Origin of the sequence: Protofrankia sp. CiP1_Cm_nod2 (assembly GCF_920664355.1) — a bacterium.
GTDB lineage: Bacteria > Actinomycetota > Actinomycetes > Frankiales > Frankiaceae > Protofrankia.
This window is the reverse complement of record NZ_CAKKTL010000007.1, coordinates 40,226-45,687: the sequence shown is the minus strand read 5'-3', so window position 1 is coordinate 45,687 and position 5,462 is coordinate 40,226. Positions and strand designations below refer to the sequence as shown.

Below are 5,462 nucleotides of genomic sequence, written 5' to 3'. Positions count from 1 at the left end.
ACGCGTAAGGTCGTCGGCAGCGTCAGATGTGTATAAGAGACAGGGGTGTACCCGGTGCCGCTCCCGCACACCGGCCATCTCGGCAAGTACCTGCTGGAGGACGTCGTGAGCGAGATCACGGCCGGGATGAACGGCGCCGACCCCTCCCCGGACGTGGACTCCGTGGTGCGGCCGGGTTGAGCGTGCCACCGCCCGTTCCGCCCGGCCCGCGGGCCGCGAGGCCTGAGGCGTCTTCCTCGCCACTGGCCCCGCCACCGGTTCCGACAGGGGTCTCGTCGCCGGCGGTGTCCTATCGGGACGCCGGCGTCGACATCGACGCCGGTGACCGTGCAGTCACGCTCATGCGTGAGCACGTCGCCCGGGCCACGCGGCCCGAGGTGGTCGGTTCCCTCGGCGGTTTCGCCGGGCTGTTCGCGCTCGACGTCGCCCGCTACCGGCGTCCGCTGCTCGCCTCGTCGACCGACGGCGTAGGCACGAAGATCGCCATTGCGCGGGCGGTCGGACGACACGACACCGTCGGTGTCGACCTGGTCGCGATGGTCGTGGACGACCTGGTGGTCTGCGGCGCCGAACCGCTGTTCCTGCTGGACTACATCGCCTGCGGGACGGTCGTCCCGGAGCGGATCGCGGCGGTCGTCGCCGGGATCGCGCGGGGCTGCCAGCAGGCCGGCGCCGCGCTGGTCGGCGGTGAGACCGCGGAGCATCCCGGCCTGATGGGCGCCGACGACTACGATCTCGCCGCCACCGGCGTCGGTGTGGTGGAGGCGGACGCGCTGCTGGGGCCGGACCGGGTGCGGCCCGGGGACGCGGTGGTCGCGATGGCCTCGTCCGGCCTGCACTCCAACGGGTACTCCCTGGTGCGCCACGCGCTGCTCGGCCCGCCGGACCCGGACGGCCCCGGCGGGGTGTCCGCGGAAGGCCGGGCCGCCCTGGCCCGCCACGAGGACGACCTGGGCGCCACTCTCGGTGACGCGCTGCTCGTCCCCACCCGGATCTACGCCCGCGACTGTCTCGCCCTGGCCGAGGCGCTGGACGTCCACGCCTTCGCGCATGTCACCGGCGGCGGGCTCGCGGCCAACCTGGCGCGGGTGCTGCCCGCCGGCCTGACCGCCCGGCTGGACCGCGCCACCTGGGCCCCGCCGCCCCTGTTCGCCCTGCTGGCCGGGCGTGGCGGCATACCGCGGGCCGAGATGGAACGCACGTTCAACCTCGGGGTGGGGATGGTCGCCGTGCTCGGCGCGGACGATGCGCCCGCCGCCGTGGACCTGCTCGCCGCCCGCGGGATCCCCGCCTGGATCGTCGGGGAGGTCACCGCCCGCCCCGGCGGGGGCACCGCCGAGGGCGCCGCCGGCTCCGTCAACGGTGCCGCGGAGGAGGGCCGGGCCGAGCTTGTCGGGGAACACCCGCCCGCCGGGTAGCCGGCGCTGGTCGGTGCCTCCCGGGGCTGGTCAGTCCCCGGGGGGTTTGGGGCCGCGGGGCCGCTGGCGGTACAGCGGCAGGATCCGGGCGTTCGTGCCGACCGCCCGGCGGGGCGCGGACTCCGATGCCCGCAGATAGGCGGTGAGCTCCGGCAGCGGCATGGCCGCGCCGGTGTACAGGCCCTGGACGAAGTCGCACCGCAGCGCCGCCAGCGCGGCCATGAGCTCGGCGGTCTCCACCCCCTCCGCGACCACCTGGAGGCTGTGGGTGTGCGCCAGGTGGATCGTGGCGGAGACGATCGCGGCGTCACCCTGCTCGACCAGCAGTTTGCGGACGAAGCTCTGGTCCACCTTGACCTCGTCGAGGATCCGCTCCTGCAGCATGGTCAGAGAGGAGAATCCGGTGCCGAAGTCGTCGACGGCGATCCGGACGCCGATCTCCCGCAGCTTGCCCAGCAGCCGGTGGGCCGTCCGCTTGTCCGACATCATCGCGGTCTCGGTGATCTCCAGGGTGAGTGCCGCCGCCGGGACGTCGTGCTTGACCAGCAGCTTCGCCACGTCCCCGGGAAGTTCGGTGTTCAGGAGGTTGCGGGCGGAGAGGTTGACCGACACCGTGATGTCGAACCCGCTGGCCCGCCAGCCGGCGCACGCGACGAGGGCCTGCTCGAGGATCGCCTTGGTGAAGTCCTGCACCAGCCCGGACTGTTCGATCGCGGGGACGAACATCTCGGGGGTGAGCATCCCGCGCCGTGGATGCTTCCAGCGCACCAGTGCCTCGACGCCGCTGATCCGCCCGGTCCGCAGCTCCACCTGGGGCTGGTAGTTCAGTACCAGCTCGTTCCCGCTGATCGCGGAGCGCAGCTCGGCGACCAGGGCGAGCCGTTCCAGGGACGGGTCGTGGCTGCCGGCGTCGAAACGCCGCCACCGGGGATGGGAGTGTTTCGCCTGGTACATGGCGATGTCGGCGTGTTTTAGCAGCTCCTCGATGGTGCCGCCGTCCTGCGGGTGGCAGGCGACCCCGAGGGACGCCTCCACCGCCAGCGGGATGCCGTCCAGGACGATGTCCCGGCACAGCACGTCGGCGAGTTCGGCGGCGGCCGCCTCGGCCTGGGCGGGGTCGTCGATACCGGTGACGAGGACGGCGAACTCGTCCCCGCCCAGGCGGGTGACGACGTCGTCCGCCCGGACGCCGCGCCGCAGCCGTTCGGCGACCGCCTGTAGCACCCGGTCGCCGGCGCTGTGCCCGAGGGTGTCGTTGATGATTTTGAAGCGGTCCAGGTCGATCATCACGAGGGCGACGGACCGCCCGCTCTCGGCCTGCCGCCGCAGCTCGGCCGCTGCCCTGGCCATCAGCAGCCGGCGGTTGCCCAGGCCGGTCAGCCAGTCGTGCCCGGCGTCGTGGGCCTGCTCCTCGGCCACCTGGCGGGCGTGGGCCTCCAGCCGGGCATGCGCGAGGGCGCGGGAGACTGCCTGGGTGAAGGCCGCCAGGACCTGCTCCTCGTGGCGACGCCAGGCCGTCGGCCGGCGGAAGCTCAGGGTGAGTAAGCCGATCCGTTCCTCGCCCGCGAGCAGGGGGGCGCTGATCTCCCGGAGCCGGGGTGGCAGCCACCGGCGGCGCCCGGGCGGAACCGGCCATCGCTCCTCCTGCCGGTGGGCGTCCCGCCCGGAAGGAGAGTCTTGCTGGTGGGCGTCTTCCGGCGGCGCACCTGGCGGTGGATGCCGCCCGGCCGTTGCCGGCGCGTGCTGGCCGGCCGCTGCCGACGCGGTGCCGGTGAGCGTGGGGCCGGTGAGCGTGGCGCTGGCGGGTGCGGCGTCAGTGGGTGTGGTGTCGGTGGACGCGCTGTCGGCGGGCCTGCTGTCGGTCGGTGCGGTGCCGGCGGGCGCGGCGGGCCAGGTGGTCAGCACCGTGCTGTCCGCGCGGAAGAGGATCTCGGCCCTGCGTTGTGCGATCATGATGACGGTTGGCTCGTCGGCGTCGGCGAGCTCCCGGGTAGCGGCGTTGACCTCGTCCCAGTGGCCGCGTTCCTCCAGGGAGCGCAGCCTGCGGTAGTGGCCGATGCCGGGACCGGCCGCGGCGAACGGAAGCGCCAGCGCGACGGCCGGGCTCCAGCTCACGGCCGCGACCAGCAGCAGGCCCAGTGCGGTGTTCGCGATGATCGACTGCATTCGCAGGAGGGCGAAGCTGTCGTGCGGCATGCGGCGGGCCGGCCATCTCGACCACGTTGTGACGCGCGTTGCGATACACGCGGTGAGAAGCGTGCTGAGAAGCCAGGTGAGGATGCCGCAGGCCATGGCGGCGACGGCCACGGCGACGAACGCACGGGTGCTCGGCAGCGCCGCCGGCAGGCCACGGCCACCCATGACCGCGGCCGCGGCCAGGACAGCCATCCCGGTACTCGTGGTGACGACAGCGGTGCGTACCAGCGCTGGGAACCGCCGGTGCCCGGCGGCCAGCTGCGCTCCCAGCGTTGTCGGCAGGCTGAGCAGGACGACCCACGGGCCCGGGACCAGCGCGAGGGCGATGATCAGCGAAGATTCCCTGAGGTTGACGCCATCCAGATTCCGGCCGATCCGGCGAATGACCACCGGTAGCTGGCCAAGCACGCACGCCAGCAGAGCCAGGGCGAGCGCGCCCCAGGCGGGCCGGTCACCCCGGGCGGCGAACAGTGCCGCGACGGCGACGGCGACAGCCACGGCGGACGTGCACGCGAGCACGCCGTACAGAATCTGGGGCGAACGAAGGGAACGTGACCGTTCATCACCCTGGGTAGCATGATCTGAGGAGGCGGACGGCGGCTTCGTGGACATGTAGCCGGCCTCCGTCTCGACCTTGCGGGCAACGCGCCGATGCCTGCCAGCAGCCTTCTCGTAGGCTCACGTTCAGGCCGAGACCCGCTCGGATGGAACGGCCGTCATTGCCGCCAGCTGGTGCGGTCCGATGGCGATGCGACCCCGCCAGTTTGCCACGTGTATCGGTCGAGTCCGTGCTGACCGGGATGCTCAGCTCGAATGTTGCCCATAGTGGCATAGATCATATAGCGGTCCGTTACAATATGTCTCATATAAATAACTAAATGTGACAAAATTTGGATGATTCGCACGCTGCGGCTCCCCATCGCCATGCCCGTCTGTCGGGCCCGCGACGGAGGTATGGCGGCGGCGTACGGACGCGGTACCCGGGCCTGTGATGCTCGCCCGTCGACCCGCGGACCGTCCGGCGGACGCCCGCGGCTTCACGTGCTACCCGATGGCCACGTGGGCCGGTGAACCCGCCGGAACCCGCGGAGCGACCACGCACCAGCCCTGTGAGACCCGTCCGCGCGCCCCCGGACGGAGCCGCCTGCGCCCCGGAGGTGCGCCGGCTGGTGGGCCTGCGGGCCGTGTGAGCTCCCGTGACCGGACGTTCACGGGACGCCGACGGCTCGCACCGCCCCGGGACGGCTGCCTCCGGTGGAGCGCCGGCCGCGCGATGGCCGCCCCGGAAGAGCTCGAAGCGTCCAGAACGGGTGCGCGTCCCACACGTGGAACGGGCGTGGGACGCGCACCCCTGGCGCACCTTGCGGTGGTGAGGAGCACTGCCCGACGGTGGTACCCGGTGACGCGGGACCCACGGGCCTGCGCACCATGCGCGTACCGCTACCGTCGGCCGGTGTCCTCATCCTCATCGACGTAGTCGTACTCGTAGGAATCATCCGAGTACGGATCGTCCGCAGTGTCGTCTCGCGTACTGCTCGCGCCCAGATCGGCCTTCAGCCGATCCAGGTCCATATTCGGCGAGTTGTACTTGAGCTCGCGGGCGACTTTCGTCTGCTTGGCCTTCGCTCGGCCGCGCCCCATGGCTCGACCCCCTCGAACATGACGACGGGGACCCGCCCCGGTGCTCTCATTGTCTCGTGCCTCCCGAGACTACAGGGATCGCGGGCCGCCCGGCATGCCAACCCCACAGTTGTCCGGTTGGGAGGCGATCGCAGCGGCATATACGTGACATGAATCACAGATCGAAATCTGGCGACCGGCCGCTTCGGCTACTCCTGAACGCCGGGG

General features: G+C 72.0%; 4 protein-coding genes. 2 read left to right on the top strand and 2 right to left on the bottom strand.

Annotation, left to right across the window (positions count from 1 at the left end):
• The first annotated feature begins 45 nt into the window (after window positions 1–45).
• On the top strand, window positions 46–180 hold the full coding sequence (locus tag NBW84_RS23995) for a hypothetical protein (protein WP_445548606.1): 135 nt from the start codon (window positions 46–48) through the stop codon (window positions 178–180).
• Window positions 181–242: 62 nt separating this feature from the next.
• Window positions 243–1,418, top strand: coding sequence for a phosphoribosylformylglycinamidine cyclo-ligase (purM, locus tag NBW84_RS01645; RefSeq protein ID WP_250281021.1), 1,176 nt, complete (start codon window positions 243–245; stop codon window positions 1,416–1,418).
• A 30-nt stretch (window positions 1,419–1,448) separates the two neighbouring features.
• Here purM and NBW84_RS01640 read toward each other — a convergent pair whose 3' ends face one another.
• Both NBW84_RS01640 and NBW84_RS01635 read right to left on the bottom strand, forming a co-directional pair.
• A complete protein-coding gene (locus NBW84_RS01640) occupies window positions 1,449–4,133 on the bottom strand; it encodes an EAL domain-containing protein (protein WP_250281017.1) in 2,685 nt (894 codons plus the stop codon).
• A 921-nt stretch (window positions 4,134–5,054) separates the two neighbouring features.
• The gene (locus NBW84_RS01635; protein ID WP_250281015.1) at window positions 5,055–5,255 is read right to left on the bottom strand and encodes a DUF3073 domain-containing protein; all 201 of its coding nucleotides are present in this window, start codon (window positions 5,253–5,255) and stop codon (window positions 5,055–5,057) included.
• Between the last annotated feature and the right edge of the window lie 207 nt (window positions 5,256–5,462).

Bases quoted from the DNA above. Each gene is read 5' to 3' on its own strand.
- NBW84_RS01635 (WP_250281015.1), bottom strand. From the start codon at position 5,255: ATGGGGCGCGGCCGAGCGAAGGCCAAGCAGACGAAAGTCGCCCGCGAG.